Raw genomic sequence first — 26,447 nt, 5'->3', positions numbered from 1 at the left:
GTTAATCGGATTGCTCAAGTGATTTAATGTAATCGTAAATCGCCAGCTGCGAGCGCACTTTACGGCGATTGCCGCGCGGTACATAGCGATTACTGAGTTCTTTGTCGATATAACGTGCTTTCACCGTATCGCTGAACAGGATCTCGATAATGTCCAGGATACGCTGCTTAAGGCGAGGATCCAGCAGCGGTGCCGCCACTTCAATACGGTAATCAATGTTACGCGTCATCCAGTCGGCGGACGAGAGGTATACGCGCTTATCACCGGCGTTATCGAAAATATAGACGCGATCGTGTTCAAGATAGCGATCCACAATGCTGATCACGCGGATATTGTCGCTGATGCCTTCCAGTTCCGGAATGAGCGAGCACATGCCGCGAATGAGCAGATTTACCGGAACGCCGGAGCTGGAGGCCGCGTACAGGCGGTCCACCAGCCCTTTGTCCACCAGATTGTTGAGCTTCAGCGTGATGCCGGACGACAAGCCGTTCTGCGCATTGGCAATCTCTTTATCGATCATATCGTACAGCAGGCGCCGTGAGTTCTGCGGTGACACCAGCAGATAATCGAAGCTCACCGGGCGGTACGGGTTCTCAATGAAGTTGAACACCCGACGCACTTCGTTGGTGATGCGGGCATCGGCAGTCAGCAGCGAATAGTCGGTGTAGATTCTCGCGGTTTTCTCGTTAAAGTTCCCGGTACCGATATGGGCGTAGCGCACCACGTCGTCGCCCTCTTTACGGGAGATCAGGAACAGCTTGGCGTGAATTTTCAGCCCTGGCGCGGAGAAGATGACGTGTACGCCCGCTTCCGTCAGTCGGCGCGCCCAGTGGATGTTGGCCTCCTCGTCGAAGCGAGCCTGGAGCTCAACCACCACGGTCACTTTCTTGCCGTTGTGCGCCGCGTGGATCATCGCATCGATGATACGGGAATCTTTCGCCACGCGATAAATGTTGATTTTGATCGCCAGCACGTTCGGATCGAACGAGGCCTGACGCAGCAATTCCAGCACGTGTTCAAAGGTGTGATACGGATAGTAGAGCAGCACATCCCGTTCGCGGATGGCGTCGAACCCGTTGCGGAACTTATCGAACCAGATATGGCGCAGGCGCGGCAGCGGTTTGTTCACCAGATTGGCCTTGCCGACGTTCGGGAAGCCAATGAAATCTTTAAAGTTGTGGTAACGCCCACCGGGGATAATGGAGTCGTAGCGGGAGATGGTCAGCTTATCGCGCAGCATCTCCACCATCGCGTCCGGCATATCGCGTTGATAGACAAACCGCACCGGCTCCGCCGTCAGGCGCTGCTTGAGGCTGGAAGACATCAGCTCCATCATGCTGGCCTCCATCTCATGCACCAGATCGTACTCGGCGTCACGGGTCATCTTCATCGAGTAGGCGTTGAGCGCGTCGTAATCGAAGAAGCCTTTGAAGATATCGTCCAGGCAGTAGCGCAGGATGTTATCCAGCAGGATCATCGGCTTACGCCGGCGCGGGGTTTCCGGCGGCAGGTTTACAAAGCGTGGGACTTTATCAGACGGTATTTCCAGCAACGCGTAGTTAATGGTCTCACCCCGAATGATTTCTACCGCCAGATAGGTGTAATCATCTTTCAGGAACTGCACCAGATCGGTTTCACGGTTGATCAGAATCGGGGTGATATGCTGGCGCAGATAATGTTTGAAATAGTGGCGCAGCCAGTTTTGCTGATTCGCGGAGAGCTGGCGTTCGTTGATCAGGAAGATTTGGTTGCGTGCCATTTCCAGCAGCAGTTCGTTATAGAGGCCATCAAATTCCTGATCGGCTTTCATGACGCGAGACTGGATTTTTCCAAGCAGATGCCGCGAGTGGGAGTTTAAGCCCTGTTCTTCGCTGATGATGATTCGCCGTTTCAGTTCGGCGAAGCGAACCTTGTAGAACTCATCCAGATTGTTGGAATAGATGCCTAAAAAACGCATACGTTCAATCAGCGGGTTGCTTTTATCGGCCGCTTCCTGAAGTACACGTTCGTTGAATGCTAACCAGCTTAGCTCTTTCTCGATGTATAACTTTTCCTGACCCATTACAGCTCACACTCCAGTTCAATCACAGGACGTGGTAAATCCGTCTCGTCCTTATTATGGCGAGCATTTCCACGATATGTCCAACAGTGCCAGAAAAGTATGACAGTTATTTTTTTGTTGGGGAATTTAGAGGGTTGGGGAAGGGGGGGGCGGGTGGCGCTGCGCTTACCTCGGCCTACGGGACCGTAGGCCCGTGCAAGCGAAGCGCCGCCGGGCAATTCAAACAGACTACTCTTCGGCCGCATAACCCTGCGGGGGCAACTTCACGCCGTCCAGCCAGGCTGCGCCGTTGCGCATCTCCAGACGTCCATCGACAAACCAGCTTACCACCAGCGGATAAATGGCGTGTTCCTGCGTCTGCACACGTTCGGTCACGTCGTCTTCGTTGTCGCCGTCAAAGACCGGTACTTTTGCCTGCAAAATCACCGGACCACCGTCCAGCTCGTCGGTAACGAAATGCACGGAGGTACCATGCTCCTCATCGCCGTTCTCCAGCACCTGACGATGGGTGTGCAGACCGGGGTATTTTGGCAGCAGGGAAGGGTGGATATTGAGCAGTCGTCCGGCGTAGTGTGCAACAAAAGCCGGGCTCAGGATGCGCATGTAGCCTGCCAGCACCACCACGTCAGGCGCGTAGGCGTCAATCTCCTGCACCAGCTCACGGTCAAAGGCTTCACGCCCGGCGAACTGGCTGGCTTCCAGCGCGTGCGCAGGAATGTTCGCTTCCCGCGCGCGCTCAAGGCCGAATGCATCGGCCTTGTTGCTGAATACTGCCCGAATGGTGCCATTGATTTTCTTCTGTTTGCAGGCGTCTATGATTGCCTGCAAATTGCTTCCGTTGCCGGAAATGAGCACCACGATGTTTTTCATTCAATGACCACACGCTGTTCGGAATCGGAAGCTTTAATCGTACCGATTTTCCACGCGTTTTCACCTTTTTCTGTCAGCAGCTTAACCGCTTTATCCGCTTCGCTGGCGGGCAGGGCGATAACCATGCCCACGCCGCAGTTAAAGGTGCGGTACATTTCGTGAGAGCTCACGTTGCCTGCGGTTTGCAGCCAGTTGAAGACGGACGGCCACTGCCATGAGGATGCGTCGATCACCGCCTGGGTATTGTCCGGCAGCACGCGCGGAATGTTTTCCCAGAAGCCGCCGCCGGTGAGGTGAGCGATGGCGTGCACGTCAACGTTCTCAATCAGCTCCAGCACGTTTTTCACGTAGATGCGCGTCGGGGCCAGCAGGTGATCGGCCAGCGGTTTGCCGTCCAGCTCGGTGGTCAGCGGGTCGCAACCGCTCACTTCGAGGATTTTACGCACCAGAGAGTAGCCGTTGGAGTGCGGACCGCTGGAGGCCAGCGCAACCAGCACATCGCCGTCAGCCACTTTGCTGCCGTCGATAATTTCTGATTTTTCTACCACGCCGACGCAGAAGCCTGCGACGTCATAATCTTCACCGTGATACATGCCAGGCATTTCCGCGGTTTCACCGCCGACCAGCGCACAGCCGGATTGCAGGCAGCCTTCGGCGATACCGTTAATGACGCTGGCTGCGGTATCCACGTCCAGCTTGCCGGTCGCGTAGTAATCGAGGAAGAACAGCGGCTCGGCGCCCTGTACCACCAGGTCGTTGACGCACATCGCCACCAGATCGATACCAATCGTATCGTGACGCTTAAGATCCATCGCCAGGCGCAGTTTTGTACCGACACCATCCGTACCCGAGACCAGCACAGGTTCACGATATTTTTGCGGCAGCGCGCACAGTGCGCCGAATCCACCCAGGCCACCCATCACTTCCGGGCGGCGGGTTTTTTTCACCACACCTTTGATTCGGTCAACCAGCGCATTACCTGCGTCAATATCAACACCGGCATCTTTGTAGCTGAGAGAAGTTTTGTTGGTCACGGCTTAAATCCCCACGCGATTGCATAGCTAGTAAGAAAAATCGGCGCAATTCTAACAGTCCAGGCAAACGTTTGCGAGCCTATTCTCGGCGCGAGGATCTTTTTTTCTGTGCGGGCTGTCCAGGGCAACAAACTTGACTCTGTTCACGAAAATGAAACCGGTTTCGGCGATCTGCTTGCAACGGCTATCCCCTTTGCACATCATCAAACTGAAACCGGTTTCTGTAACTGTTTTTGCAGAAAATAACGCAGAATGAGGGATAGCGAATGTCAGGATTTAAAGCAGGTTTTCTGTGGGGTGGGGCCGTTGCGGCGCACCAGCTCGAAGGTGGCTGGAAAGAGGGCGGCAAGGGCGTGAGCGTTGCCGATGTCATGACGGCAGGCGCCCACGGGGTACCGCGTGAAATCACCAACGGCGTGCTGGAGGGGAAAAATTACCCAAACCACGAAGCCATCGACTTCTATCACCGCTATAAAGAAGACATCAAACTCTTTGCCGAGATGGGGTTCAAATGCTTCCGCACCTCCATCGCCTGGACGCGTATCTTCCCGAAAGGCGACGAGCTGGAGCCGAACGAAGCGGGACTCAAATTCTATGACGATCTTTTTGATGAGTGCCTGAAGCACGGCATCGAGCCGGTGATCACGCTTTCCCACTTCGAGATGCCTTTCCACCTGGTGACGGAATACGGCGGCTGGCGCAACCGTAAGCTGATCGACTTCTTTGTTCGCTTCGCGAAGGTCGTTTTTGAGCGCTACCAGCATAAAGTGAAGTACTGGATGACCTTTAACGAGATCAACAACCAGGCCAACTTCCACGAAGACTTTGCGCCGTTTACCAACTCCGGGCTGAAATATGCGCCGGGAGAAGATCGCGAGCCGGTGATGTTCCAGGCGGCGCACTATGAGCTGGTGGCCAGTGCCCTGGCGGTGAAGGCGGGGCGCGAGATCAACCCGTCGCTGCAAATCGGCTGCATGATTGCCATGTGCCCCATCTATCCGCTGACCTGTGCCCCGGACGATATGATGATGGCGATGAACGCCATGCATCGTCGCTACTGGTTCACCGACGTTCACGTGCGCGGCAAGTATCCGCAGCATCTGCTCAACTACTTTGAACGTCGCGGCTTCGCGCTGGATATCACCGAAGAAGATAAAGTGGCGCTGACGCAGGGCTGCGTGGATTACATCGGGTTCAGCTACTACATGTCTTTCGCCACCAAAGCGACGGCGGACAACCCGCAGCTGGACTACGACGAGAGCAAGAGCCTGGTCTCTAACCCGTACGTGCAGAAATCGGACTGGGGCTGGCAGATTGACCCGGTGGGGCTTCGCTACTCCCTCAACTGGTTCTGGGATCACTACCAGCTGCCGCTGTTTATCGTTGAGAACGGCTTTGGCGCGATCGACGTGCAGGAGAGCGACGGCACGGTGAACGACCAGTACCGCATCGACTACCTTTCCGCGCATATCCGCGAGATGAAAAAAGCGGTGGTGGAAGACGGCGTGGATCTGATGGGCTATACCCCGTGGGGCTGTATCGACCTGGTCTCTGCCGGCACAGGCGAGATGAAAAAACGCTACGGCTTTATCTTTGTCGATAAAGATAACGAAGGTAACGGCACGCTGAACCGCAGCAAGAAGAAATCGTTCGACTGGTATAAGCAGGTGATTGCCAGCAACGGAGAGCAGCTATAATTGCCCGGTGGCGCTGCGCTTACCGGGCCTACGGGATGTGTAGGCCGGGTAAGCGTTAGCGCCACCCGGCAGAATCCCGCACCCAAGCCGGAGCCCAGCCTCCGGCTTTTTTGTTTTTGATTGATATACGTCAAGCAAGATGGGTATGGCGCAATCCGAAAAAAGCGGTATAATCCCGCGATTTTTTTGCGGATGCCACCTCAGAGGAGAAAGAGAATGAAGATTGTGGAAGTGAAACACCCACTCGTTAAACACAAGTTGGGCCTGATGCGTGAGCATGACATCAGCACGAAGCGTTTTCGCGAACTGGCTTCTGAAGTGGGTAGCCTGCTGACCTACGAAGCGACCTCTGATCTGGAAACGGAAAAAGTGACCATCGAAGGCTGGAACGGTCCGGTACAGGTTGAGCAGATCAAAGGTAAAAAAATTACCGTGGTGCCAATCCTGCGTGCGGGTCTGGGCATGATGGAAGGCGTGCTGGAGCACGTCCCAAGCGCGCGTATCAGCGTGGTGGGCATCTACCGTAACGAAGAGACGCTTGAGCCGGTCCCGTACTTCCAGAAGCTGGTCTCTAACATCGACGAGCGTATGGCGCTGGTGGTTGACCCGATGCTGGCGACCGGCGGTTCGATGATCGCCACCATCGACCTGCTGAAAAAAGCGGGATGCAGCAGCATCAAAGTGCTGGTGCTGGTTGCGGCGCCGGAAGGTATCGCGGCGCTGGAAAAAGCGCACCCGGACGTTGAACTCTATACCGCGTCTGTCGACCAGGGACTGAACGAGCACGGGTACATCATCCCGGGGCTCGGCGATGCCGGCGATAAGATTTTTGGTACTAAATAATCGAATAACGATAAAGAAGCCGACTTTGATAGTCGGCTTTTTTTTGAATAAAAACCAACAATGACACTCAGAGGAAAACACTATGACGCGCCGTGCTATCGGGGTGAGTGAAAGACCGCCGCTTTTACAGACAATCCCGCTTAGTTTGCAGCACCTGTTCGCCATGTTTGGCGCAACCGTGCTGGTGCCAATCCTGTTTCACATTAACCCGGCTACCGTGCTGCTGTTTAACGGCATCGGTACGCTGCTTTACCTCTTCATCTGTAAAGGCAAAATCCCGGCCTATCTCGGGTCGAGCTTCGCGTTTATCTCCCCGGTTCTGCTGTTGCTGCCGCTGGGTTATGAGGTCGCGCTGGGCGGCTTTATCATGTGCGGCGTGCTGTTCTGCCTGGTCTCCTTCATTGTGAAGAAAGCCGGTACCGGCTGGCTGGACGTGATGTTCCCGCCTGCGGCAATGGGGGCCATCGTTGCCGTCATCGGCCTGGAGCTGGCGGGCGTGGCGGCGAACATGGCCGGGCTGCTGCCTGCGGACGGTCAGTCACCGGATTCCAAAACCATTATTATTTCGCTGGTGACGCTGGGCGTGACGGTATTCGGTTCCGTCCTGTTCCGCGGCTTTATGGCGATTATCCCGATCCTGATCGGCGTGCTGGCGGGTTACGCGCTCTCCTTCGTGATGGGCGTTGTGGATACCACCCCGATTGCCGAGGCGCACTGGTTCGCGCTGCCAACCTTCTACACCCCGCGCTTTGAATGGTTCGCCATTTTCACCATTCTGCCTGCCGCGCTGGTGGTGATTGCTGAGCACGTCGGCCACCTGGTGGTGACGGCGAACATCGTGAAGCGCGACCTGATCCGCGACCCGGGCCTGCATCGCTCCATGTTTGCCAACGGTTTCTCCACCATCATCTCTGGTTTCTTCGGCTCCACGCCAAACACGACTTACGGTGAGAATATCGGCGTAATGGCGATCACCCGCGTCTACAGCACCTGGGTTATCGGCGGCGCGGCGATCATCGCCATTCTGCTCTCCTGCGTTGGCAAACTGGCGGCGGCGATCCAGATTATCCCGGTTCCGGTGATGGGCGGCGTTTCCCTGCTGCTGTACGGGGTGATCGGTGCCTCCGGTATTCGCGTGCTGATTGAATCCAAAGTGGATTACAGCAAGGCGCAGAACCTGATCCTGACCTCCGTTATCCTGATTATCGGCGTGAGCGGCGCGAAGGTGCACATCGGCGCGGCAGAGCTGAAGGGTATGGCGCTGGCGACCATCGTCGGCGTCGGCCTGAGCCTGATTTTCAAGCTGATCTCAGTGATCCGCCCGGAAGAGGTGGTGCTGGACGCAGACGAAAGCGAAAAAGCGCCACATTGATCGTCATGCCGGGCGAAGGATCGCCCGGTTCTCTCCTTGCAGGTTCCGTGTTAAACTCCATTCCGATTTTATGTAAGATCTCTGGTTGAGGTATTTCTGAACGGACCGGCACAGCTCTCTCTGCCACTTTATCTCCCTGACGACGAAACTTTCGCGAGTTTCTGGCCGGGTGATAACCCCTCTTTACTGGCTGCACTGCAAAACGTGCTGCGCCAGGAACACAGCGGATACATCTATATCTGGTCACGCGAAGGCGCGGGACGCAGCCACCTGCTGCATGCCGCCTGTGCGGAGCTTTCGGCGCGCGGTGACGCGGTAGGCTATGTGCCGCTGGATAAACGCACCTGGTTTGTGCCTGAGGTGCTGGAGGGCATGGAACATCTTTCCCTGGTCTGCATCGATAATATCGAATGCGTGGCGGGGGACGAACCGTGGGAAATGGCGATCTTTAACCTCTACAACCGCATTCTGGAGTCGGGCAAAACCCGGCTGCTGATCACCGGCGATCGTCCGCCGCGCCAGCTCAATCTGGGGCTGCCGGATCTGGCGTCTCGTCTGGACTGGGGGCAAATCTACAAGCTGCAACCGCTGTCGGATGAAGACAAACTCCAGGCGCTTCAGCTGCGCGCTAAGCAGCGTGGGTTTGAGCTGCCGGAGGACGTGGGTCGGTTCCTGCTTAAACGCCTGGACAGGGAAATGCGCACGCTGTTTGACACGCTCGATCAGCTCGATCGCGCGTCTATTACCGCACAGCGCAAGCTAACCATTCCGTTTGTGAAAGATATTCTTAAGCTTTGAGTTTTTTGCCCGGTGGCGCTGCGCTTACCGGGCCTACGAAAACCCGTCATACCTTGTAGGCCGGGTAAGGCGCAGCCGCCACCCGGCTAAAGATCCCCCAACAAGTGCTCCACCAGCAGAGGAATCGGCCTTCCCGACGCCACGCTTCGTCCGCTTTCACGCCACAGCGCCGTCCCGCTGATATCCAGATGCGCCCACGGAATAGTCGGCGGGCAGAAATGGTGCAGCAGCCACGCCGCCGACGCGCTGATCGCCGCGTTGTTGGTCGGCGTGTTGCACAGATCGGCAATCGCGCTGTCGGTTTGCTTTCTCAGCCGCGCATCCAGCGGCAGGGACCACACCTCGTCGCCGCTCCGTTTGCCCGCGAGCGTCAGTGCCTGACGCAGCGGTTCATCCTGGGTCATCAGCCCGCTCAGCTCATACCCCAGCGCTTTCACCACCGCTCCGGTTAAGGTCGCCATATCAATGATATAGTGCGCCTGCGGATGGCGCTGACTCGCCCAGGCGATAGCGTCTGCCAGTACCAGCCGGCCCTCGGCATCGGTATTGTTGATTTCAACGGTGGTGCCGTTGCAGGCCGTCGCCACCGTGCCGGGCTGCATGGCGTCGGGGCCGATGGCGTTTTCCGCCAGCGCCAGCACGCCCATGATGCGCACGGGTAATTTCAGCTCCGCAACGGTCAGCATCAGCCCGAGCACGTTAGCCGCGCCGCACATGTCATATTTCATGGTGTACATGCCCGCGCCTTCCTTCAGCCACAGGCCACCGGTGTCAAAGGTAATGCCTTTTCCCACGTAGCAGCGCACCGGGCCATCAGACACGCCGTTATAGTGAATAGCCAGCAGACGCGGTGGGCAGGTCGCCCCTTTGCCAACGGCGTGCAGTAGCCCCAGCCCCTGCTCAACAATTTGCTTTTCATCCAACACCTCGCAGCGCAGGGCAGGGCTGGCGGCACACAGTTTTTGCGCCTCTTCCACCACAAACTGCGGCGTGCAGCGGTCGGACGGCATATCCGCCAGACGTCGCGCCGCAACCATGCCGAGCGCAATGGTCTGCTGCTGGCGGAAGGTCGTCTCCAGCTTCGCCTGCTGTTCCGGCAAGCAGAGGGCAGTGATGCAGGTAAGACGCAGCGCTTCGTCCGTCTTCTTCAGCTTCAGGTCACTGAGCCTGTGCGCCTGATTAAAGAGAAAACGCAGTACCTGCGCCAGCACCACATCGTCAATATCCGTCACGTCCAGCACGAGTTCGGCGCTGGCGGGGGCGGCAAGCAGCGGTCGCAGAGCGGTTAGCAACCCTTCGGTCAGGGCGTCATGCCAGAGCGCATCCGGCAACAGGGTGATGCGGGCAAACGGCGCGCAGCCAAAGCGCGCGTCCGCGACGGTGCTCTGCTGGCGCATTTCAGCGACAAGAGCGCTTTCCGGTAACAGGGAACTGTCAGCGCGCGCAATCAAATGGCTTTGCGGCTTCGCGTCTGAAAGCGCGTTGATAAACTGGTATGTGATCATCATGACTCCTCAATCGGTGCGCGGATCCGCGCGGCATAGGCCTGCATCCACTCCTCATCTACCGCGTGATAGTGCGTTTTCTCCCGCAGGCGTTCAGTACGGAAAACGGTGAGGGGCTGGCGAGCCGTCGCCACCACAAACGAGAAGGTTTTGATGTTGGTCGCGGCGCCAAATTCTCCTTTGCTGTTCATGCACACCACGGAGAGATCGCCCGCGCGGCCAAAGCGCGACATCAGCTTGTCTTCCAGTTCGAACACCACCGAATCCGCCGCCTGCTGCGGCGTCATCCCTTGCGCCATCCGGCGAACGATTTCGTAGCTGGTACAGCCCTTCATCAGATCTTCACCGACGCCCGTGGCGGTGGCCGCGCCGGTTTCGCTGTCGCAGTAAAAGCCGGAGCCGATGATGGGTGAGTCACCGAGGCGACCGCGTTTTTTCATAAACAGGCCGCTGGTGGAGGTGGCGACGCTCATCGAGCCCTGTTTATCGAGGCCAATGATGCCGACGGTGTCATGTCCGTCGTAGGGGCTTAACCCCTTGTCCAGCGTTTCGCGGCAGCGCTTACGGTAGTGTTGCATGGCGCGATCCGTGAGCATGGTTTTGTCGGCAAAGCCCTGGCTCAGCGCCCATTCGCGCGCGCCCTGGCCGACCAGCAGGCTGTTATAGCGCTGGCGGCTGAGCGCGTGCGCCACGCGTACCGGGTTGGCGATATCCACCAGATTGCCCACGGCGCCGAACGCCAGCGTGTCGCCGTCCATATAGGCCGCGTCCAGCTCCACCTCGCCGTTCTCGGTCGGCAGCCCGCCGTAGCCGACGGATTTATAAAACGGAAAGTCCTCGACGGCGGCGACGGCATCCACCACCGCCGGAGCGACAGGTTTGCCCGCAGCCAGCGCAGACGCAGATTCCGTGACGCCTTCAAGCGCCATTCGCCAGGTTGCGATAATTCCCCACATGCTTTACTCCTGTTTTGCAAGGGTGGTGTCGGTTTGCGTAGCGGTAGTCAGCTCCGCGGCGCGGTACTGTTTATCCACGATACGCATGAAAGGCAGGTACAGCATGGCGCCAATCAGCAGGTTGATCAGCTGCATCACGCTGCCGCTCAGGTGCCCGGTGACGATAAAGCCGCTGATAACCGGCGGCAGCGTCCAGGGGATAAACACCCCGGTGGTGACGGCGACCGCACCAATTTTCATCGCCGCATACTGCACGGTGACCAGCACCAGCGGCACCAGATTGAACGGGATGAGCATGATCGGGTTCATGATCACCGGCAGGCCAAACAGGATCGGTTCGTTGATGTTAAACACCGACGCGCCCGCACCGAGGCGCGCTACTTCGCGCATGTTTTTGCTGCGGGCGAAAATCAGCATCGCAATCACCAGCGACAGCGTGGCACCCGCGCCACCCATCCAGATCATGTCAAAAAACTGTTCGGTGATGATGTGCGGCGGCGTCGTTCCCGCCTGGATCGCGGCGATGTTGTCGGTCTGGTTCTCCATCCACAGCGGGCGAATAATCCCGTTGATCATCGAACCGGAGTTAATGCCCACTGACCACAGAATGGTGATGCTGAATACGGTCATCAGCGCCCCGAAATAAGAGGTGCCGTAGTGGCGCACCGGGGTGGCAACCACTTCATAAATAAACTGGTGGATGGTGTGATAGTGGGTGTTTTCAAAGATGATGCGGATAAGCAGCACCAGAATCATCACCAGCAGGGCCGGGATCAGGGCCGCGAACGACTCCTGCACCGCCGGAGGCACGCCGTCCGGCATTTTGATGACCAGCTTTTTGCGCTTCAGCCAGCAGAACAGTTCCGTCCACAGCAGGGAACCGATCATCGCCACGAACAGCCCTTTGCTGCCAATCCACTCTACCGGCATCACGGTAATGCCGCCGTTTTCCGCCACTTTGATAAAGGGCGTCAGGATCAGAAACGCGACCAGCGCCAGGATGCCGCAGGAGATGCGGTCCTCGCCATAATGCTCAGCCAGGCGGTAGGCCACCAGGAAGCTGATAAACAGCGACATGGTTGAGAACACCGCGTTAAACGGGATCTCTATAATTGCACTCCAGCTCTCACCAAAGGCCTGAGACATAAACTGCTGATAGGCCTGATTCGGGAAGGAGGAGATCACCAGCAGAATGGAGCCGACGATGATAAACGGCATGAATGAAACGTAGGCGCCGCGAATGGCCCCAAGATGACGCTGCTGGGCCGTTTTCGCCGCCAGCGGCATCAGTTTTGCTTCAAGAAATCCCAGAACATTGTTCATTGTGAACTCCGTACAAGATTGAGAGGTGTTGTTTATGTTATGTCTGTGGATTATCAGTGAAGCGCGGCGAGCGAAAGGTGAAATCGGTCACAAAGCATTCGCTGCTCTGATATAAATCTCATAAGATTAGTTCCGGAGAGAGACGCGATGGAAATCAAACTGCATGCCAACGCCACCACCACGCCGCGTATCCGTCGTTATCTTCAGCAGTCAGATAAAAGCGACAGGGAACTTGCCGTTGAGCTGGGGATCTCGGTCACCACCGTCAGGCGCTGGCGCAACCGCGACCAGGTTTCGGATAACCACACAACGCCAAAAGTGATACACAAAGCACTGAGACAAGAACAGGCGGCACTGATAAATGCCCTGCGGGATATCACAGGGGCACCGCTGGATGAACTGCTGCTGCTGGTGAATGACGGACTCGGGATCGCCGTTTCCCGCGCGACCCTGAACCGCTACCTCAAACCAGCCTCGCTAAAACAAAAGGGGGCGTCGTTGCAGGGCAAAAAGGCGCTGAAGGCCGGGATCATGCCGCAGAAGCTACTCCTGCATCATCAGCCGCTGTCGCTACATATGGACGACGATGGCGAGCAACACCTGCTCTGGGCGCGTGAACCCGTCAGCGGCTGGTGTTACGCCCGGCTTTATGCTGGCGTATCGCCGCAGTTGCTGACCCGCTGGACGAACGAGGTGCTGGCTGCCTGTCCGGCTGATATTCAATCTGTTGAGACTTTTGGGCTAGAAGTGAACTTGCCGGAGCATAACGTCACCGTAAAAGTGCATTCACAGTATTATCTCGCCCTTCAGGTCACCGTGCCGTTACGCGAAATCATTCCGCGGGTGAACAGTGAACCGATGGGAGAGCTGTTGATCCAATTGTGTGAGTTTTACAACCGGGGAAAAGCGCAGAAAAAGCTGGGAGAGCGTACGCCGCAGGCGTTTCTGGAAGCGCTGCGGCGTAACGATTAGACGATCTCGAGCACGTCTTCCGGCGGACGGCCGATACGCGCCTTGCCATTTGCCACTACAATCGGGCGCTCAATCAGCTTTGGATTGTCGACCATCGCCTGAATCAGCCGATCTTCAGTGAGACTGGTATCGTTCAGATTGAGCGACTTATACAGATCTTCTTTCTGACGCATCAGGTCGCGTGCGCTGCCCATGTTCAGCATCTTCAGCAGCTGGCGGATATTCTGCGCGTCCGGCGGCGTCTCCAGGTACAGCACCACTTCCGGTTCGATGCCGTTAGACTTCAGCAGGCTGAGGGTGTCTCGGCTCTTGGAGCAGCGAGGGTTATGGTAAATTTTTACCGCGTCTGTCATGACTTCTCCTTTATTACATCTTCTCGTACGGCTTAAAGCGTTGTTGCAGGCCGCGCAGCTGGTCGATTCGCGCATCGTAGCGGGCCTGTTGCAGGCTGCCAAGCTTCACCTGCGAGCTGGCGCTGCTCAGCAGGGAAATGGCCTGATCGAGACGACCCGCCAGCGCCAGACCTTCCGCACGCGCGGCCAGCTCCTGATCGCGGTTACCCAGTTGCCCCTGGGCCTGGGCGAGCAGCTCCCAGCCGTTCTGGTCGTCTTTATTGTTAAAGGTGTAGCGGTTCAGAATGGTCACCGCCTCGCCGGGCTGGCCGCCCTGTAGGTAGGCGTTCGCCAGGTTAAGCTGCAATACTGGATTATTACGAAGATCTTTCGCCCCTTTCAGGCGATTAATCGCATCGGTCGCTTTTTTCTGCCCCAGATCGATATCGGTGGCGAGGTCGAGATACCACGGATTGTCAGGCGCCGCCGCCAGCAGCGGCTGTAGCGCTTTTCGCGCTTCATCGTATTTGCTGGCCTCCATCGCCTGGAGCGCCTGACCATACTGCGCCGCGTTTTTCTCGCGCACGTTGCCTTTCGCCAGCGCGTCCAGCAGATCGCTGGTGAGCTGATTACGTCCGGAGTTGTACATGCCAAGCGTTCTCACTTTGGCCATGTAGAAATCCTGCGAAGACTGCACCACGACCGGACGCATCTGGTTGGCTCGGTTACGCGCATCCGAGAGGCGGCTTTCCGGCAGCGGGTGGGTCAACAGAATTTCAGGCGGGCGCGACGAGTAGCGTGCCTGGTCGAGCAGCTTTTCCAGGAAGCTCGGCATGGCCTGCGGGTCAAAGCCGGAACGCTGTAAAACCTGAATGCCGATGCGGTCTGCTTCCTGCTCGTTCTGCTGGGTAAAGCTGATCATCCCCTGACGCGTCCCCGCCAGCGTCCCGGTAAGCGCCGCCATCCCGGCCTGCGGGCTGGCCATCGCCAGCAGAATAGAGCCCAGCGCGCCCACCCAGGTTAGCGGGGCGTTACGCTTCTGATCTTCCATCGCACGCGCCAGATGGCGCTGGGTGACGTGCGAAATTTCGTGCGCCATGACGGACGCCAGCTGGCTTTCGTTATCGGAATAACGGAACAACGCCGAATGCAGCACCACGTTCCCGCCAAAGAAGGCGAAGGCGTTGATTTCATCGTTATTGATTAAATAGAAGTGGAAGGGCGTTTTTACCGAGTCGGCGTGCGCCACCAGACGCATTCCCAGACCGTTAATGTATTGCACCAGCAATGGGTCGTTAATCAGCGGAGCACTGCCGCGCAGCTGGCGTACGTAATAATCACCCATCTGCATCTCCTGCCCGATGGAGAGCGTGCTTCCTGCCGTGGTGCCCATGTCCGGCAATGAATCGGACGAGTCAGCGAAAGCGGGCAACACCTGACCCACCGTCATGGCGGCAATCAGTGTCGCAACCAGTGTTTTTCTCAACTGCCTGAACATAACCACTGTCCTGTATGTTGGATGTGCTAATTTGACCAATGAACCCGCATAACGTTCATCTCCGCTGCTCTGCGAGTGTAGCCGTGTTAAGAGATGAAGAAAATCCCATTCATCAGGGTTTTGCGAAACCTGACAGTGAAACAAAAAGGAAAGTCTTTTTTGTGACAGTTAGATACAATTCACCGTCTCACTCCCGCCATTCGATTCAGGGAAGGGTTGTATGCTCGAAATGTTAATGCAGTGGTATCGGCGTCGGTTTAGCGACCCGGAAGCCATTGCTTTGCTGGTCATTCTGGTTACCGGATTCGGTATCCTGTTCTTCTTTAGTGGCCTGCTGGCACCGCTACTGGTGGCAATTGTGCTGGCGTATCTGCTGGAGTGGCCCACCGCGCGTCTGGAACATATCGGCTGTTCCCGCCGCTGGGCGACCAGCATTGTTCTGGTGCTGTTTGTCGGCATTCTGCTGCTGATGTCCTTCGTGGTGATGCCCATCGCCTGGCAACAGGGGATCTACCTGATCCGCGATATGCCCGGCATGCTGAATAAACTGTCTGATTTTGCCGCCACGCTGCCGCGCCGCTATCCTGCGCTGATGGACGCCGGGATCATCGATGCGATGGCCGAAAACATGCGCGCCCGCATCATGACCATGGGTGACTCGGTGGTGAAATACTCTCTGGCCTCGCTGGTAGGCCTGCTGACGCTGGCGGTTTACCTTGTTCTCGTGCCGCTAATGGTGTTCTTCCTGGTCAAAGATAAAGAGCAGATGCTGAACGCGGTGCGCCGCGTGCTGCCGCGCAATCGCGGTCTCGCCGGTCAGGTCTGGCAGGAGATGAACCAGCAGATCACCAACTACATTCGCGGCAAAGTGCTGGAGATGATTGTGGTGGGCGTGGCGACCTGGATTGGCTTCGTGATCTTCGGACTGAACTACTCGCTGCTGCTGGCGGTGCTGGTCGGATTCTCGGTTCTGATCCCGTATATCGGCGCGTTTGTGGTGACCATTCCGGTTGTGGGGGTGGCGCTGTTCCAGTTTGGTCTGGGTACGGAGTTCTGGAGCTGTTTCGCCGTATACCTGATTATTCAGGGACTGGACGGGAACCTGCTGGTACCGGTGCTGTTCTCAGAAGCAGTTAACCTGCATCCGCTGGTGATTATCCTGTCAGTGGTGATTTTCGGCGGGCTGTGGGGATTCTGGGGGGTATTCTTCGCCATTCCGCTGGCGACGCTGATTAAAGCCGTGGTCCACGCGTGGCCGGATGTGCCAGCGGTGGAAGAGAAGTAGATTTAGTGCGGGCTGATGCCCTCACCCCAACCCTCTCCCGCGGGGAGAGGGGGCAAACACTAAAAACGGTAGCGCATGCTACCGTTTTGCATTTACCTTGTAGGCCGGGTAAGCGCAGCGCCACCCGGCACTAAAATGATCACGCGTTCTCTTTCAGCCACTTCAACACCACGTCGTGGTGGTTGCTGGTTTTGAAATCATCAAACACGTGCTCAACTTTACCGTCAGCGTCAATCAGGAAACTGATGCGGTGAATACCGTCGTACGTTTTGCCCATAAAGGACTTCTCACCCCAGACGCCAAACTGCTCGCAAACCTGGTGGTCTTCATCGGAAAGCAGCGTGAAGTTCAGCAGCTCTTTTTCCGCAAAGCGTGACAGCTTCTCTGGCTTATCGGTGCTGATGCCCAGCACTTCCACACCGACCTTTTTCAACTCATCCATGTTGTCGCGTAGACCGCAGGCCTGTACGGTACAGCCCGGGGTCATGGCTTTCGGGTAGAAATAGACCAGAACACGCTGTCCCTGGAAGTCGGTCAAATTTACTTGCTCGCCGTCTTGATCCGGTAAGCTAAATTTCGGTGCGATATCACCGGCTTTCAGTGGGTTCATTACTCAACTCCATCCTGTTCGTGCTGCGAATAATCGACGACGCTTATACTGCCTTGCGCATGTAATTCTGTACAGAGGGCTTTGAACGCTTGCTCGATATTTGACGCATCCTGCGAGGCAGGGCTGTGTGCGGTAATTTGAATGAACAGCGTCGGGATTGCGTTTTCATCGCCCGGCTGCGTGCGGGAAACCAGTTCGGCAATGTTCATCTGATGGCTGTCAAACAGCGCCGTAAAACGTTCAATCAGATGAGGTGAATCAGGCACTTCAACCTGTACCCAGACCGTGGCAGGCAGAGCCGGACGCGGGCGCGCGGTGGTGCGCTTCATCACAATCAGTAAATCCAGCTCTGCGCCTTTCAGCGGCAAGGTAGATTCGATGAGGGTAATGGCATTCCATGTTCCGGAAAGCAGCATGATGAACGTGAACTCTTCGCCAAGCATAGCCAGCCGGCTATCTTCGATGTTGCAGCCGCAGCTGCTCACGTGGCGAGTGATGGTATTCACGATACCCGGCCTGTCAGCACCCAGCGCAGTGATAACCAGGTAATGTTGTGATGAGGTTGTCAAACCTGTTCTTCCTTTGCGTGGTTAAGTCTTCCTAAGGAAAGCATAAAAAAAACATGCATACAACCGCCTGAGAGCCTCAGGTCGCTTGCTTTTATTACAGTTCCAAACGTAACATTGAGGCTCTTGTTCGCACAGAGGATGGCTCATGTTCACGGGAAGTATTGTCGCGCTTGTTACACCGATGGATGAAAAAGGTAATGTCTGCCGGTCAAGCATGAAGAAGCTCATTGATTACCATGTCGCCAATGGAACCTCGGCGATCGTTTCGGTAGGGACTACCGGTGAATCCGCTACGCTGAGCCACGAAGAGCACGGCGACGTTGTGATGCTGACCCTGGAACTGGCGGACGGGCGTATTCCTGTCATCGCGGGTACGGGCGCAAACGCAACGGCAGAAGCGATTAGCCTGACTCAGCGTTTTAACGACAGCGGCATTGTCGGCTGCCTGACGGTGACCCCTTATTACAACCGTCCTACTCAGGAAGGTTTGTTCCAGCATTTCAAAGCCATCGCTGAACATACTGACTTGCCACAAATTCTGTATAATGTGCCGTCCCGTACCGGTTGCGATATGCTGCCGGAAACCGTTGGCCGTCTCTCGAAAGTAAAAAATATTATCGGGATTAAAGAGGCGACAGGGAACTTAAGCCGCGTTCATCAGATCAAAGAGCTGGTTTCAGACGACTTTATCCTGTTGAGCGGCGATGATGCGACCGCGCTGGACTTTATGCAGCTCGGTGGTAACGGCGTAATTTCCGTTACGGCGAACGTGGCGGCGCGCGATATGGCTGACATGTGCAAGCTGGCCGCAGCCGGTCACTTTGATGAAGCTCGCGTGATTAATCAGCGTTTGATGCCGTTGCACAATAAATTATTTGTCGAACCCAATCCGATCCCAGTGAAATGGGCATGTAAGGAGTTGGGGCTTGTAGCAACCGACACGCTGCGTCTGCCAATGACACCGATTACCGACCACGGTCGTGAAATTGTCGCTGGCGCGCTGAAGCATGCCGGTTTGCTGTAAAGTTTAGGGAGATTTGATGGCTTATTCAGTACAGAAGTCGCGCCTGGCGAAGGTTGCGGGTGTTTCGCTTGTTATGCTCCTCGCTGCCTGTAGTTCAGACTCGCGCTACAAGCGCCAGGTGAGCGGTGATGAATCCTATCTGGATGCGCCGCCGCTTGCTGAACTTCACGCGCCTGCCGGCATGATCCTGCCGATCCAGAACGGTGATTATAATATTCCGGTTACCAACGGCAGTGGCCTGGTGGGTAAAGCGCTTGATATTCGTCCGCCGGCTCAGCCTCTGGCGCTGGTGAGTGGCGCGCGCACGCAGTTTACCGGTGATACGGCCTCTCTGCTGGTGGAAAGCGCACGCGGTACCACGCTGTGGCCGCAGGTTGTGAGCGTTATTCAGTCGAAAAACTATACGATTGATAAACGCGACGACGCCAGCCAGACTTTAACCACCGACTGGATTGAGTGGAACCGTCTCGATGAAGACCAGCAGTATCGTGGTCGTTATCAAGTCTCCGTTAAGCCGCAGGGTTATCAGCAGGCGGTTACCGTCAAGCTGTTGAATCTTGAGCAGGCAGGTAAACCGGTTGCCGATCCGGCCGCCATGCAGCGCTACAGCACTGAAATGCTGAACGTGATTGCCGCAGGTCTGGATAAAAACGCTACCGATGCCGCAAACGCCGCGCAGAACCGTAACGGTTCAACGTTTGATGTGCAGAGCGGTGCAGACGATACCGGCCTGCCAATGCTGGTGGTGCGTGCGCCATTTAACCAGACCTGGCAGCGCCTGCCAGCAACGCTTGAAAAAGTGGGCATGAAGGTGACCGACAGCACCCGTTCAACGGGCAGCATCACAGCGACCTATAAGCCGCTGTCTGATAGCGCCTGGCAGGAGCTGGGGGCAAGCGATCCACAGCTGCCTTCCGGTGACTACAAAATCCAGGTTGGCGACCTCGATAACCGCAGCAGCCTGCAATTTATCGATCCGAAAGGACACACGCTGACCCAGGCGCAGAACGATGCGCTGGTCGCTGCCTTCCAGGCCGCATTCAGCAAATAATAGTGAGGGCTGGTTAATCCAGCCCTTTTTATTTTCGTGCTACGCAAACGTGTGCGTGGCATAATATGGCCAGTTTTGAATACAAATCATCACACCAGGAGTAATGAAGATGCAGAAGCAAGCTGAGTTGTATCGTGGCAAAGCGAAAACCGTATACAGCACGGAAAACCCGGATCTGTTGGTGCTCGAATTCCGCAATGATACGTCAGCAGGAGACGGCGCACGCATTGAGCAGTTCGATCGTAAGGGCATGGTGAACAACAAGTTCAACCACTTCATTATGACCAAACTGGCCGAAGCCGGTATCCCGACTCAGATGGAAGCGTTGCTGTCCGATACGGAATGTCTGGTAAAAAAACTGGATATGGTGCCGGTTGAGTGCGTGATCCGTAACCGTGCCGCAGGCTCCCTGGTGAAGCGTCTGGGCATTGAAGAGGGTATCGAACTGAATCCACCGCTGTTCGATCTGTTCCTGAAAAACGACGCCATGCATGACCCGATGGTCAACGAATCCTACTGCGAAACCTTCGGCTGGGTAAGCAAAGAGAACCTGGCGCGCATGCAGGAACTGACCTACAAAGCCAATGACGTGCTGAAAAAGCTGTTTGATGACGCGGGCCTGATCCTGGTCGACTTCAAGCTGGAGTTCGGTCTGTACAAGGGTGAAGTGGTGCTGGGCGACGAATTCTCGCCGGACGGCAGCCGCCTGTGGGACAAAGAGACGCTGGATAAAATGGACAAAGACCGTTTCCGCCAGAGTCTGGGTGGCGTGGTCGAAGCGTACGAAGCGGTTGCTCACCGTTTAGGCGTTAAGCTCGACTAAACTGCGCATTTGCCAAAGGATGTTGGCATCCTTTGGCGTCTTATCCTTGTTTACTATGGTAATCCTTTCATTAACCGCCTACGATCATAGCTATTATAAATGGAATAGTTCGAGGTGTTTATGCGCTGGCAAGGGCGTCGTGAAAGTGACAACGTAGAAGACAGACGCAGCAGTGGTGGCGGTGGTCCGTCTATGGGCGGGCCAGGTTTCCGGTTACCCAGCGGCAAGGGCGGCATTATTCTGCTGGTCGTCGTGCTGGTGGCGGGCTACTACGGCGTCGACCTGACCGGTTTGATGACCGGTGAAACCGGGCAACAGCAGCAGTATTCTCAGCGCTCCATCAGCCCGAATGAAGATGAAGCGGCGAAATTTACTTCCGTTATTCTCGCGACGACCGAAGATACCTGGGGTCAGCAGTTCGAGAAAATGGGGCGGACTTATCAGCCGCCAAAACTGGTGATGTACCGGGGCGCAACCCGCACCGGCTGCGGCACCGGGCAGTCCGTTATGGGGCCGTTCTACTGCCCGGCGGACAGCACCGTCTATATCGATCTCTCCTTCTATGACGACATGAAAAGCAAGCTGGGCGCCGACGGCGATTTTGCCCAGGGCTACGTGATCGCGCATGAAGTCGGCCACCACGTGCAGAAGCTCCTCGGCATTGAGCCTAAAGTGCGTCAGATGCAGCAGAATGCTTCTCAGGCGGAGGTGAATCGTCTGTCCGTACGCATGGAGCTTCAGGCCGACTGCTTCGCTGGCGTCTGGGGACACAGCATGCAGCAGCAGGGCGTGCTGGAAACAGGCGATCTGGAAGAGGCCCTGAATGCCGCACAGGCGATTGGTGACGATCGCTTGCAGCAGCAGAGCCAGGGGCGCGTTGTGCCGGACAGCTTTACCCATGGCACCTCAGAGCAGCGCTACAGTTGGTTTAAGCGTGGCTTCGACAGCGGCAACCCGTCGCAGTGTAATACCTTCGGCAAAGCTATGTGATGTTGGGGTTTGAACAGCTGGTCAACCAGCTTCAGCGTACCGGGCACCGCCGGCTGGTGGTGCTCAGCGGCGATGAAGCGTGGACGTTGAGCCAGGCGACCATTCTGCGCGATACGTTACCAGGAGACTGGCTGTGGCTGGAGGAAAACCCCTCTAAGACCATCAGCGGCCTGCTGGGACGTGAATACCTTCACGCCGTTTTTGACGCGCGTCGCGGGTTTGACGTCTCGGCCTTCGCCGCCCTCAGCGGGACCCTGCGCGCCGGAAGCCTTCTGATGCTGCTGGTGCCGCCGTTCTCCGTCTGGGCTAACAGGCCCGACGCGGATTCTCTACGCTGGAGCGACAGCGCCGAGCCGATCGCCACCCCGCACTTTGTTCACCACTTTTGCCGGACGCTTGCCGCCGATTCAGATGCCATCGTCTGGCATCAACATCGTCCTCTGTGCCTTCCCGTTACGTCAGATTTACCCGCCTGGCAGCCTGCCAGCGGTGAACCGCAGCGCGAGCAAGCTGAGATCCTCGACGCTCTTCTGACCATGCCTGCGGGCGTGGCCGCCGTGACGGCACCGCGCGGACGCGGAAAGTCCGCCCTGGCGGGCATGTTGCTCAACGGCATTCAGGGGAGTGCAGTCGTGACGGCACCGGCAAAAGGGGCGACGGATGTCATCGCGCGTTTCGCCGGGGAACATTTTCACTTTATGGCCCCGGATGCGCTGCTGGCCTCCACAACAGAAGCTGACTGGCTGATTGTCGATGAGGCGGCCGCCATCCCCGGCCCGCTGCTGGAGAAGCTGGCGTCGCGCTTTCCCCGCGTGTTGCTGACCACCACGGTGCAGGGTTATGAAGGCACGGGCAGGGGATTCCTGCTGAAGTTCTGCGCCCGGTTTAGCGGGCTGCGGCGTTATACCTTATCCACGCCTGTTCGCTGGGCTGCCGGATGTCCCCTTGAGCGGATAGTGGCGAACGCGCTGCTGTTCGACGATGCGCTTATCGATCGCAAACCGGAAGGCGAGGTACGTTTAACGTCGCTGGAGCCCGGGATGTGGGAGAGCGATCCGACGCGCGGGGCAGGCGTGTATGAACTGCTGTGTGCCGCGCACTACCGGACGTCACCCCTCGATTTACGCCGGATGATGGACGCCCCCGGCCAGCACTTTGCTGTTGCTCAGGCGGGCGCGGAGATCGCGGGCGCGCTCTGGCTGGTGGAGGAGGGGGGATTACCCCCTGAACTTAGCCGCGCAGTCTGGGCGGGCTTTCGTCGGCCGCGTGGAAATCTGGTGGCGCAGTCGCTGGCAGCGCACGGCGGCTCGCCGCTCGCGGCGACGCTGAAAGGCCGACGCGTCAGCCGCATTGCGGTTCATCCCCATCGCCAGCGGGAAGGCATCGGCCAGCGGCTGATCCGCAGTGCCAGCGGAGAAGATTATCTCTCGGTCAGCTTTGGCTATACCGACGAGCTGTGGCGTTTCTGGCGGCAGTGCGGGTTTGTGCTGGTGCGAATGGGCAGCCACCGGGAAGCCAGCAGCGGGTGCTATACGGCGATGGCGTTGCTGCCGCTGAGCGAGGCGGGGCATCAGCTCTGCGAACAGGCGCATCAGCGGTTATGTCGTGATATGCGCGTCCTGTCGGCCTGGAATGGCGAAAAGATCCCGGTGACGGATGCATGGGAAGCTACCCTTAATAGTGACGACTGGCTGGAGCTGGCGGGGTTTGCCTTTGCTCACCGGGCGTTTTCAACTTCGGTTGCGGCGCTGACGCGGTTGTTGTTAGCCGTGGACATGCCACTTCCGGCGCTGCGGGGGAAAATGGAAGGGAATACGCACGATTTCGGGCGCAAAGCGTTGCTGGCGAAGCTACGCGAGGAAACCGCTCACGCGCTTGAAAGGCTTGATTACTCCCGTAGCCAGCAGCTGAAAGCCGACATTTTGCAATGGCAATTTTTTCAATGACTTCTTCAGTAAAGTGGCATGGTCATTACCCCGCAGAGGCGTAAAATCCTGCTTATCAATTAAGGAGATCGCCATGAAACATGACCATTTTGTTGTGCAAAGCCCGGACACACCTGCTAAACAGCTCCTGCTTCTGTTTCATGGCGTGGGCGACAATGCCGTCAATATGGGACAAATTGGCAGCTGGTTTGCACCCGTTTTCCCACACGCGCTGATCGTCAGCATTGGCGGCGTGGAGCCGTGCGGTCCGGACGGGCGGCAGTGGTTTTCCGTCGAGGGCGTGACGGAGGAGAATCGTCAGGCGCGTATTGATGCCGCTATGCCAGCCTTTATCGATACCGTGCGTTACTGGCAGCAGCAGAGCGGCGTAGGCGCCGACGCAACGGCGCTGATTGGCTTCTCTCAGGGCTCAATCATGTCGCTGGAAAGCGTAAAAGCGCAGCCCGGACTGGTGTCCCGCGTGATTGCCTTTAACGGGCGTTTTGCGACGTTACCGCAAAGCGCGACCACGCAGACCACGATCCATCTCATTCATGGAGGGGAAGACCGGGTAATTGAGCTTTCGCATGCGGTTGCTGCCCAGGAGACGCTGATGCGCGAGGGCGGAGATGTGACGCTGGATATCGTAGACGATCTGGGGCATGCCATTGACGATCGCAGCATGCAGTTCGCGCTCGATCATCTGCGTTATACCGTACCGAAGCACTACTTTGATGAAGCGCTCAGCGGCGGTAAGCCGAATGACGATGATATCGTCGAGTTTATGTGAGGTGTCCCCCTCTCTTTAGGGAGAGGGGAAACAGAGCGATTACTTCTTCTGGTCCTTCTTCGGCCAGTCGTCTTCATCGTCCCACTTGTCGTTAAAATCACGGTGCGGCGGAAGATCCGGTTTGTTGGCAAGGAACTTTTTGTGGTCAACGCGCTTGAGATCTTTAATCACGTTAAGCAGCACGCCTACCAGAAATACCAACACCAGAATCCACCAGTACTTTGAAAGCCAGTCCATTCGCTAATCCTCTTTAAGCACCCGTCAGGCGACGAGCTGCTCCATAATACGTTGATACATGCGGGCCAGCAGTTGTAAATCGGCAGCGTTCACGCATTCATTGATTTTGTGAATCGTCGCGTTAACCGGACCCAGTTCGACAACCTGTGCGCCCATGCGGGCGATAAAGCGTCCGTCAGACGTGCCGCCCGTTGTCAGCAGTTGTGGCTTAATTTCATTATAGTGCGCAATGGCGTTCACCACCGCATCCACCAGTTTACCGCGCTGCGTCAGGAACGGCTGGCCAGACAGCCACCAGTCGAGGGTATAGCGCAGCTGATATTTCTCGAGCAGCGCAATCACGCGCGCTTTGATCATCTCGTCGGTCAGTTCGGTGCTGAAGCGGAAGTTAAACTGGACGAAGAGATCGCCGGGAATGACGTTGTTGCTGCCGGTGCCAGCCTTGATGTTGGCTATCTGCATGCTGGTTGGCGGGAAAAATTCGTTGCCTTTATCCCATTCAATGCCTACCAGTTCGTTCAGCATCGGCGCGGCGCGGTGTACCGGGTTATCCGCCAGGTGCGGATAGGCAACGTGGCCCTGCACGCCATGAATAGTCAAATTACAGGTCAGGGATCCACGGCGGCCATTTTTCACCACATCGCCCACCACTTCGGTGCTGGACGGTTCGCCCACCAGACAGTAGTCCAGACGTTCATTGCGCGCCATCAGGGCCTCAACGACCTTCACGGTGCCGTTGTGGGCGCTGGCTTCTTCATCGGAGGTAATTAAAAACGCAAGACGGTTTTTATGGTTCGGATGCTGGGCGACGAAACGCTCTGCCGCCACGACCATCGCAGCCAGAGAACCTTTCATGTCCGCAGCGCCGCGTCCGAAAAGCATGCCGTCGCGGATGGTCGGCTCAAAAGGCGGGTTGATCCAGCGGTCTGCGTCGCCTGCGGGAACTACGTCAGTATGTCCGGCAAACGCCAGCGTCTCTCCCTGACCGCGCCATGCCCAGAAGTTCTGCGTATCGCCAAAATCCATGTGCTCCACGGTAAAACCGATGGCACGCAGGCGCTCAATCATTAATGCCTGACAACCTGCGTCGTCCGGGCTAAGGGAAGGACGGCGAATAAGCTGCTGAGTCAGCTCAATGACCGGGCATGACATAGACTACACCTCAACGAATAAATCTGAATAAAGGGTTTCACTGAAACCCAGCAGCATAGGCTGACCTGGCTTGCAGAGCAATGGGCGTTTGATGATTGCCGGCATTTCAAGCATCAGTTTGGCTGCGCTGTCGGCGTCGTTGATCGTGGCCCGGAGAGATTCATCCAGTTTTCGCCAGGTGGTCCCGCGTGTATTCAGTAGCGCTTCCCATCCCAGTTCGTTGATGGCGGAATGGAGAAACGCGGGGTCAAGCCCGTCGGCACGGTAATCGTGGAAGCGATAGTCGATGTTGTGTGCTTCCAGCCAGCGGCGGGCTTTTTTAATCGTGTCGCAATTCTTAATGCCGTACATCACAACCATAGTGAATCCTTTTGTTCTTTTGTGGATTAAATGTTCAATATTTTCGAAGATATATCCTTAAGTGGAATATAACACATTCGGAATTTTTCGGGATTTACAATTCTCCATAATTCAACGAACAGCTGTAAGCTGAATAGTCTTTCATCTTTTAAGCATAGTTGTCCACCCTGTTTAAATTGCCAATAAACTCAGGGGGAAATTAAAAATGCTGTCATTTTTCCGACTATTTCAAAATATTGCTGTAGGTCACATAAAATTTACCCGACAACGCTCATAGTGATCCTAAACCTACCAGCACAGCGGGGCTCAATCACAGCAATCGGTTAAAGTGGCTTCACAATGATGATACGTTTTCGTAGAATGCGCATA

Annotated in this window: 25 protein-coding genes; 12 read left to right on the top strand and 13 right to left on the bottom strand. The window is 56.6% G+C overall.

Translation table 11 applies throughout. The features are described from left to right. Position 1: 1 nt before the first annotated feature. The 3 genes from ppk1 to purM all read right to left on the bottom strand — a co-directional run bounded on the left by ppk1 (position 2) and on the right by purM (position 3,966). Positions 2-2,062, bottom strand: coding sequence for a polyphosphate kinase 1 (gene ppk1 / locus FZF21_RS15490; protein ID WP_015572188.1), 2,061 nt, complete (start codon positions 2,060-2,062; stop codon positions 2-4). A gap of 228 nt (positions 2,063-2,290) precedes the next feature. Continuing rightward, positions 2,291-2,932 (bottom strand): phosphoribosylglycinamide formyltransferase, encoded by a 642-nt coding sequence (gene purN / locus FZF21_RS15485; RefSeq protein ID WP_006811493.1) that lies wholly within the window; start codon positions 2,930-2,932, stop codon positions 2,291-2,293. Continuing rightward, positions 2,929-3,966 carry a phosphoribosylformylglycinamidine cyclo-ligase gene (gene purM, locus FZF21_RS15480; protein WP_017383509.1) on the bottom strand — a complete coding sequence of 346 codons (1,038 nt, stop codon included), beginning with the start codon at positions 3,964-3,966 and terminating at the stop codon, positions 2,929-2,931. The genes purN and purM overlap by 4 nt, the downstream gene beginning before the upstream one ends. 266 nt (positions 3,967-4,232) lie before the next feature. On the opposite strand from purM, the gene FZF21_RS15475 reads away from it, so the two are divergent. The 4 genes from FZF21_RS15475 (at position 4,233) to FZF21_RS15460 (ending at position 8,676) form a co-directional block, all read left to right on the top strand. Next, a complete protein-coding gene (locus FZF21_RS15475; RefSeq protein WP_023295128.1) occupies positions 4,233-5,663 on the top strand; it encodes a 6-phospho-beta-glucosidase in 1,431 nt (476 codons plus the stop codon). Between the two features lie 216 nt (positions 5,664-5,879). Then, entirely contained in the window at positions 5,880-6,506 is a 627-nt protein-coding gene (gene upp, locus FZF21_RS15470) for a uracil phosphoribosyltransferase (protein WP_003860560.1), read from the top strand. Between the two features lie 82 nt (positions 6,507-6,588). Continuing rightward, positions 6,589-7,878 carry a uracil permease gene (gene uraA, locus FZF21_RS15465; RefSeq protein ID WP_017692944.1) on the top strand — a complete coding sequence of 430 codons (1,290 nt, stop codon included), beginning with the start codon at positions 6,589-6,591 and terminating at the stop codon, positions 7,876-7,878. Between the two features lie 96 nt (positions 7,879-7,974). Then, positions 7,975-8,676: a DnaA inactivator Hda gene (locus FZF21_RS15460; RefSeq protein WP_166792068.1), complete on the top strand. Its 702-nt coding sequence runs from the start codon at positions 7,975-7,977 to the stop codon at positions 8,674-8,676. An 86-nt stretch (positions 8,677-8,762) separates the two neighbouring features. Here the strand turns inward: FZF21_RS15460 and FZF21_RS15455 are convergent, their stop codons facing one another. Genes FZF21_RS15455 through celB form a run of 3 tightly spaced genes read right to left on the bottom strand, consistent with a single transcriptional unit; the run spans position 8,763 to position 12,460 of the window. Next, a complete protein-coding gene (locus FZF21_RS15455) occupies positions 8,763-10,181 on the bottom strand; it encodes a leucyl aminopeptidase family protein (protein ID WP_110292308.1) in 1,419 nt (472 codons plus the stop codon). Next, complete coding sequence (locus FZF21_RS15450) at positions 10,181-11,137, bottom strand: N(4)-(beta-N-acetylglucosaminyl)-L-asparaginase (protein WP_017383506.1); 957 nt, start codon at positions 11,135-11,137, stop codon at positions 10,181-10,183. Before FZF21_RS15450 ends, FZF21_RS15455 begins: the two co-directional genes overlap by 1 nt. Before the next feature lie 3 nt (positions 11,138-11,140). After that, on the bottom strand, positions 11,141-12,460 hold the full coding sequence (celB, locus tag FZF21_RS15445; protein WP_015572194.1) for a PTS cellobiose transporter subunit IIC: 1,320 nt from the start codon (positions 12,458-12,460) through the stop codon (positions 11,141-11,143). Positions 12,461-12,607: 147 nt separating this feature from the next. On the opposite strand from celB, the gene FZF21_RS15440 reads away from it, so the two are divergent. Further along, positions 12,608-13,432, top strand: coding sequence for a homeodomain-like domain protein (locus FZF21_RS15440; RefSeq protein ID WP_040117930.1), 825 nt, complete (start codon positions 12,608-12,610; stop codon positions 13,430-13,432). On the opposite strand, the gene arsC is transcribed toward FZF21_RS15440, so the two are convergent. Together arsC and bepA are read right to left on the bottom strand one after the other, a co-directional pair. Continuing rightward, positions 13,429-13,785 (bottom strand): arsenate reductase (glutaredoxin), encoded by a 357-nt coding sequence (arsC, locus tag FZF21_RS15435; protein WP_047717124.1) that lies wholly within the window; start codon positions 13,783-13,785, stop codon positions 13,429-13,431. The genes FZF21_RS15440 and arsC overlap by 4 nt on opposite strands. 13 nt (positions 13,786-13,798) lie before the next feature. Further along, positions 13,799-15,262, bottom strand: coding sequence for a beta-barrel assembly-enhancing protease (gene bepA / locus FZF21_RS15430; RefSeq protein WP_047062602.1), 1,464 nt, complete (start codon positions 15,260-15,262; stop codon positions 13,799-13,801). 220 nt (positions 15,263-15,482) lie between these two features. Here bepA and FZF21_RS15425 point away from each other — a divergent pair, with 220 nt between their 5' ends. Beyond that, positions 15,483-16,547: an AI-2E family transporter gene (locus tag FZF21_RS15425; RefSeq protein ID WP_149121253.1), complete on the top strand. Its 1,065-nt coding sequence runs from the start codon at positions 15,483-15,485 to the stop codon at positions 16,545-16,547. Positions 16,548-16,686: 139 nt separating this feature from the next. Here FZF21_RS15425 and bcp read toward each other — a convergent pair whose 3' ends face one another. Further along, on the bottom strand, positions 16,687-17,157 hold the full coding sequence (gene bcp, locus FZF21_RS15420; RefSeq protein WP_015572198.1) for a thioredoxin-dependent thiol peroxidase: 471 nt from the start codon (positions 17,155-17,157) through the stop codon (positions 16,687-16,689). After that, on the bottom strand, positions 17,157-17,726 hold the full coding sequence (locus tag FZF21_RS15415) for a glycine cleavage system transcriptional repressor (RefSeq protein WP_000213743.1): 570 nt from the start codon (positions 17,724-17,726) through the stop codon (positions 17,157-17,159). Before FZF21_RS15415 ends, bcp begins: the two co-directional genes overlap by 1 nt. A gap of 145 nt (positions 17,727-17,871) precedes the next feature. On the opposite strand from FZF21_RS15415, the gene dapA reads away from it, so the two are divergent. The 6 genes from dapA to ypfH all read left to right on the top strand — a co-directional run bounded on the left by dapA (position 17,872) and on the right by ypfH (position 24,329). Next, entirely contained in the window at positions 17,872-18,750 is an 879-nt protein-coding gene (gene dapA / locus FZF21_RS15410; protein ID WP_003860542.1) for a 4-hydroxy-tetrahydrodipicolinate synthase, read from the top strand. A 16-nt stretch (positions 18,751-18,766) separates the two neighbouring features. Continuing rightward, a complete protein-coding gene (bamC, locus tag FZF21_RS15405; RefSeq protein ID WP_006811481.1) occupies positions 18,767-19,801 on the top strand; it encodes an outer membrane protein assembly factor BamC in 1,035 nt (344 codons plus the stop codon). A 109-nt stretch (positions 19,802-19,910) separates the two neighbouring features. Then, positions 19,911-20,624 (top strand): phosphoribosylaminoimidazolesuccinocarboxamide synthase, encoded by a 714-nt coding sequence (gene purC / locus FZF21_RS15400; RefSeq protein WP_001171626.1) that lies wholly within the window; start codon positions 19,911-19,913, stop codon positions 20,622-20,624. A 120-nt stretch (positions 20,625-20,744) separates the two neighbouring features. Beyond that, positions 20,745-21,614, top strand: a complete 870-nt coding sequence (locus FZF21_RS15395) for a neutral zinc metallopeptidase (protein WP_001303362.1) — start codon at positions 20,745-20,747, stop codon at positions 21,612-21,614. Next, a complete protein-coding gene (locus FZF21_RS15390; protein ID WP_045328415.1) occupies positions 21,614-23,560 on the top strand; it encodes a GNAT family N-acetyltransferase in 1,947 nt (648 codons plus the stop codon). Before FZF21_RS15395 ends, FZF21_RS15390 begins: the two co-directional genes overlap by 1 nt. A gap of 73 nt (positions 23,561-23,633) precedes the next feature. After that, positions 23,634-24,329, top strand: coding sequence for an esterase (ypfH, locus tag FZF21_RS15385; RefSeq protein ID WP_023295120.1), 696 nt, complete (start codon positions 23,634-23,636; stop codon positions 24,327-24,329). A 39-nt stretch (positions 24,330-24,368) separates the two neighbouring features. Here ypfH and FZF21_RS15380 read toward each other — a convergent pair whose 3' ends face one another. From FZF21_RS15380 to FZF21_RS15370, 3 genes are read right to left on the bottom strand one after another with little or no spacing between them, the layout of a single operon-like run. Further along, positions 24,369-24,566, bottom strand: coding sequence for a YpfN family protein (locus tag FZF21_RS15380; protein WP_000383991.1), 198 nt, complete (start codon positions 24,564-24,566; stop codon positions 24,369-24,371). 24 nt (positions 24,567-24,590) lie between these two features. Then, positions 24,591-25,718, bottom strand: a complete 1,128-nt coding sequence (dapE, locus tag FZF21_RS15375; protein WP_017383496.1) for a succinyl-diaminopimelate desuccinylase — start codon at positions 25,716-25,718, stop codon at positions 24,591-24,593. A 3-nt stretch (positions 25,719-25,721) separates the two neighbouring features. Continuing rightward, positions 25,722-26,078, bottom strand: coding sequence for an ArsC family reductase (locus FZF21_RS15370; protein ID WP_015572203.1), 357 nt, complete (start codon positions 26,076-26,078; stop codon positions 25,722-25,724). Between the last annotated feature and the right edge of the window lie 369 nt (positions 26,079-26,447).

Origin of the sequence: Enterobacter sp. LU1, assembly GCF_008271405.2 — a bacterium.
GTDB lineage: Bacteria > Pseudomonadota > Gammaproteobacteria > Enterobacterales > Enterobacteriaceae > Enterobacter > Enterobacter hormaechei_C.
This window is presented reverse-complemented; position numbering and strand designations above follow the sequence as displayed.

Excerpts from the sequence above, each read along its gene's own strand:
- purC (WP_001171626.1), top strand. The coding sequence starts at position 19,911 with ATGCAGAAGCAAGCTGAGTTGTATCGTGGCAAAGCGAAAACCGTATAC.
- FZF21_RS15455 (WP_110292308.1), bottom strand. The coding sequence starts at position 10,181 with ATGATCACATACCAGTTTATCAACGCGCTTTCAGACGCGAAGCCGCAA.
- dapA (WP_003860542.1), top strand. The coding sequence starts at position 17,872 with ATGTTCACGGGAAGTATTGTCGCGCTTGTTACACCGATGGATGAAAAA.
- FZF21_RS15380 (WP_000383991.1), bottom strand. The coding sequence starts at position 24,566 with ATGGACTGGCTTTCAAAGTACTGGTGGATTCTGGTGTTGGTATTTCTG.
- purN (WP_006811493.1), bottom strand. The coding sequence starts at position 2,932 with ATGAAAAACATCGTGGTGCTCATTTCCGGCAACGGAAGCAATTTGCAG.
- bamC (WP_006811481.1), top strand. The coding sequence starts at position 18,767 with ATGGCTTATTCAGTACAGAAGTCGCGCCTGGCGAAGGTTGCGGGTGTT.
- FZF21_RS15390 (WP_045328415.1), top strand. The coding sequence starts at position 21,614 with ATGTTGGGGTTTGAACAGCTGGTCAACCAGCTTCAGCGTACCGGGCAC.
- FZF21_RS15370 (WP_015572203.1), bottom strand. The coding sequence starts at position 26,078 with ATGGTTGTGATGTACGGCATTAAGAATTGCGACACGATTAAAAAAGCC.
- bepA (WP_047062602.1), bottom strand. The coding sequence starts at position 15,262 with ATGTTCAGGCAGTTGAGAAAAACACTGGTTGCGACACTGATTGCCGCC.
- FZF21_RS15475 (WP_023295128.1), top strand. The coding sequence starts at position 4,233 with ATGTCAGGATTTAAAGCAGGTTTTCTGTGGGGTGGGGCCGTTGCGGCG.
- FZF21_RS15425 (WP_149121253.1), top strand. The coding sequence starts at position 15,483 with ATGCTCGAAATGTTAATGCAGTGGTATCGGCGTCGGTTTAGCGACCCG.
- upp (WP_003860560.1), top strand. The coding sequence starts at position 5,880 with ATGAAGATTGTGGAAGTGAAACACCCACTCGTTAAACACAAGTTGGGC.
- celB (WP_015572194.1), bottom strand. The coding sequence starts at position 12,460 with ATGAACAATGTTCTGGGATTTCTTGAAGCAAAACTGATGCCGCTGGCG.
- arsC (WP_047717124.1), bottom strand. The coding sequence starts at position 13,785 with ATGACAGACGCGGTAAAAATTTACCATAACCCTCGCTGCTCCAAGAGC.
- FZF21_RS15440 (WP_040117930.1), top strand. The coding sequence starts at position 12,608 with ATGGAAATCAAACTGCATGCCAACGCCACCACCACGCCGCGTATCCGT.
- bcp (WP_015572198.1), bottom strand. The coding sequence starts at position 17,157 with ATGAACCCACTGAAAGCCGGTGATATCGCACCGAAATTTAGCTTACCG.
- uraA (WP_017692944.1), top strand. The coding sequence starts at position 6,589 with ATGACGCGCCGTGCTATCGGGGTGAGTGAAAGACCGCCGCTTTTACAG.
- FZF21_RS15450 (WP_017383506.1), bottom strand. The coding sequence starts at position 11,137 with ATGTGGGGAATTATCGCAACCTGGCGAATGGCGCTTGAAGGCGTCACG.
- ypfH (WP_023295120.1), top strand. The coding sequence starts at position 23,634 with ATGAAACATGACCATTTTGTTGTGCAAAGCCCGGACACACCTGCTAAA.
- ppk1 (WP_015572188.1), bottom strand. The coding sequence starts at position 2,062 with ATGGGTCAGGAAAAGTTATACATCGAGAAAGAGCTAAGCTGGTTAGCA.
- FZF21_RS15395 (WP_001303362.1), top strand. The coding sequence starts at position 20,745 with ATGCGCTGGCAAGGGCGTCGTGAAAGTGACAACGTAGAAGACAGACGC.
- dapE (WP_017383496.1), bottom strand. The coding sequence starts at position 25,718 with ATGTCATGCCCGGTCATTGAGCTGACTCAGCAGCTTATTCGCCGTCCT.